Annotated in this window: 2 protein-coding genes and 1 pseudogene; all 3 read left to right on the plus strand. The window is 58.6% G+C overall.

The genetic code is table 11. The features are described 5' to 3' along the window. Positions 1–1,060: replication-associated recombination protein A (locus tag EOD15_RS31560; protein WP_148129731.1), on the plus strand; the 1,060-nt coding region annotated here is incomplete at its 5' end. A gap of 171 nt (positions 1,061–1,231) precedes the next feature. Next, the gene (locus tag EOD15_RS31565) at positions 1,232–2,062 is read left to right on the plus strand and encodes an aspartyl/asparaginyl beta-hydroxylase domain-containing protein (RefSeq protein ID WP_127268773.1); all 831 of its coding nucleotides are present in this window, start codon (positions 1,232–1,234) and stop codon (positions 2,060–2,062) included. A gap of 160 nt (positions 2,063–2,222) precedes the next feature. Then, positions 2,223–3,159, plus strand: a pseudogene (locus tag EOD15_RS31570) (hypothetical protein); the annotation flags it as partial.

Below are 3,159 nucleotides of genomic sequence, written 5' to 3' on the forward strand. Positions count from 1 at the left end.
GATATCGGCTGTCTTTTCCGGCGTCGCCGACCTGAAAAAGGTGTTCGAAGCGGCCAAATTGCGCCGCACCAATGGCCGCCAGACCTTGCTGTTCGTCGACGAGATCCATCGCTTCAACCGTGCCCAGCAAGACAGCTTTCTCCCGGTCATGGAGGACGGGACAGTCGTGCTGGTTGGCGCCACGACCGAAAACCCGTCCTTCGAACTGAATGCCGCTTTGTTGTCACGCGCGCGCGTTCTGGTCTTCCATTCGCTTGGCGAGGAGAGCATCTCCAAGCTGATGGTGCGGGCGGAGGAGACCGAGGGCAGGGCGCTGCCGCTCGACGACGAGGCGCGGACCATGCTCATCCGCATGAGCGATGGCGACGGCCGGGCCTCGCTGACGCTCGCGGAAGAAGTCTGGCGGGCAGCCAAACCCGGCGAGGTCTTCGATCCCGAGGGACTGCAGCGCATCGTCCAGCGCCGCGCGCCGATCTACGACAAGGGCCAGGACGGCCATTACAATCTGATCTCGGCGCTGCACAAATCGGTACGCGGTTCAGACCCTGACGCGGCTCTCTACTATCTCGCACGCATGTTCGATGCCGGCGAGGATCCGCTCTATCTAGGCCGCCGGCTGGTGCGCATGGCCATGGAAGACATCGGCCTTGCCGACCCGCAAGCGCTTGTCGTCGCCAATGCCGCCAAGGATGCCTACGACTATCTCGGCTCGCCCGAGGGCGAGCTGGCTTTTGCCGAGGCCACCGTCTATCTCGCCACCGCGCCCAAATCCAACGCCGTCTACAATGCTTTCAAGGCTGCCACGCGGGCCGCGAAGGAACACGGCTCGCTGCTGCCGCCCAAGCACATCCTCAACGCGCCGACAAAGCTGATGAAAGAGGAGGATTACGGCGCCGGCTATCGTTACGACCATGACGAGCCGGATGCCTTTTCGGGGCAGGATTATTTTCCCGAGAAGATGGGCCGCCAGACCTTCTATGATCCGCCCGAGCGCGGCTTCGAGCGCGACATCAGGAAGCGGCTCGACTATTGGGCGAAGCTGCGCAAGGAGCGGGAGTAGCAGGCTTGCGTGAGGCCGTTGGCCAGATCCACCCGGCAGCCAGCCGGCCACGATAGCAGGGCCGTTGTGTGGTAACCCAAAAAACCTTATTAAGGCGCACGACCGGGCGGTGGTCGTTGCCGTGATTTGGGCACTTCATTCGCAACAGGATCGCGCTCCGCGCGTGGAAAAATGACAAAAACCCTTCGCAAGTCCCTTCGCAAATTCGCCATTGCCATCCCGCTTCTCGCCCTTGGCTTCTATTTCATTCCCATCCTGACGACGATCTTCATCATCTGCGGCCTGATCGACGTGCTGCGCAACGACCGCAAGGATCTGTCGCTGTTCTCAGGCTATTTTCTCGGCAACGGCCTGTTCACCTGGCTGCTTTCGCCGTTCAATCTGCTGGTCGACCTCTTGTGCTACAGAAATCCAGGTGTCTGGAAGCTGGAGCAGTTTCCCGCCGACTATCAGCGCGAGGTCAACGAGGTCCTGGACATCTTCAAGGCGCGCAAAGATGAGATCATTGCCGATATCGACGCCAATTTCGGCGCCGGCCGGCGCGGCATGTATGTCTACCAGTGGTACGGTAAGCACAGGATCGACAACGTCGCCGAGTTCAACAAGGATTTCAAGTACATCAAGACCATAGCCGTTTCCGTCTTCAGCAAGCGCGAATCGACGTCCTGGCATTTCGGCCCGCTGCGGCTCAGCCTGCGCATCCTCTACAATCTGATCCCGGTTAAGTCGGAGATTTTCGTCGAGTGCGGCAACGTCAAGAATTATTGGTACGACAATCCGCTGTTCATCTTCGACGACACGCTGCTGCATCGCTCGGTCAACGAGTATGACGGACGCCGCTACTGCGTGTTCATGGACATCATCCGGCCGTCTCCGGTTCCCAGACTGATCGCGGGCATGCTCTCAATCGTCTCGGTCAGCGTCGAGCGCATCAATTCCATGTTCTACAAGAACTGGAAGATGATCGGTTCGACCAAGCCGAAGAATGCCGGCACGACCTGAGCTTTAGAAAACCGGCGCTGCCGGCGGCATTTGGTTGCTCTGCATGTGAGACTTGGCCATCCTTGTGGCCGCTCATGCGCCGGAACGGCTCCTGGCTGCATGAACGGCGGCCCCGGGCTAACTTTGACAGTTCTGCCTCTTCTCCTTCTGGCGGCTTCAAGTGACGAAGAACAGATCTCTCGGATTTTGGGCAACGACATATGTGTGCACCGCTCTGCTGGGAGTTGCTCTTGCTCTCACCTATGTAGGGCTTGAGCAGCCTGTCTATTACTGGGACTTCGCTGCCTATTTCGACACGTTCAGCCGGCAAGGCACGCTCTTGATTCAGAGCCCTCTCGAGTGGCTCAGCCATTTGAGAACCTCGATCGCCACGGATGACTACAGTGCGGCGATCCTGGTGCCGCTGATGCCGTTTCACATCATTTTTGGCGATTCGAGGTTTTCCTATATCGCCGGAATAGTTGCTGTTTATCTGGTCCCGACCGCTCTTCTCATCGGCAGAATTAGCTATCTGGAGGCGGCGACCGGGACGTCTTCATGCCGAAGCTGGCTCACCGTATGGATTGCGGCCTTTCTCTACACGCCGTTCTGGGCGGCGACGCTCCGTGGGTTGCCTGACATTGCCGGCTGTCTCGCGCTTTGCGCGGCAACCTATTTTCTCTGGAAATCGAGGTTCCTGACCCATGAACCGGTGATCAGCGGAATACGTGTCGGCGTATGCCTGTGGTTGGCGTTCGTGCTGCGCCGCTGGCACGCCTATCCTGTCATCGGGCTCGGAATTTCCGCAGCCTTCTTCTGTTTTCTGCAGGTTGCCAAAGATCGGGACTTTCCGGCACTCCGCAATGCCGCCGTCGGAGGCCTGTGTGCGATCCTCGTGGTTGTCGGAGCCGCGCTGACCTTCCAGCAACCCTTGATCTTCAAGATACTGGGAACCAGCTATGGCGATCTTTACAGCGGATACAAGACGGACTTCGTTTCGCAGATTGTCCAGGTGGGATCCCGGCTCAGCTATGTGAACTGGCTGTTGATCGTATTTGGCCTTTACATCTCCATTATACGCCAAAACAGATTTTCCCTGTTCTGTGCCGTTGCTTCGG

Origin of the sequence: Mesorhizobium sp. M7A.T.Ca.US.000.02.2.1, from assembly GCF_003996995.1 — a bacterium.
In the GTDB taxonomy this organism is placed as follows: domain Bacteria; phylum Pseudomonadota; class Alphaproteobacteria; order Rhizobiales; family Rhizobiaceae; genus Mesorhizobium.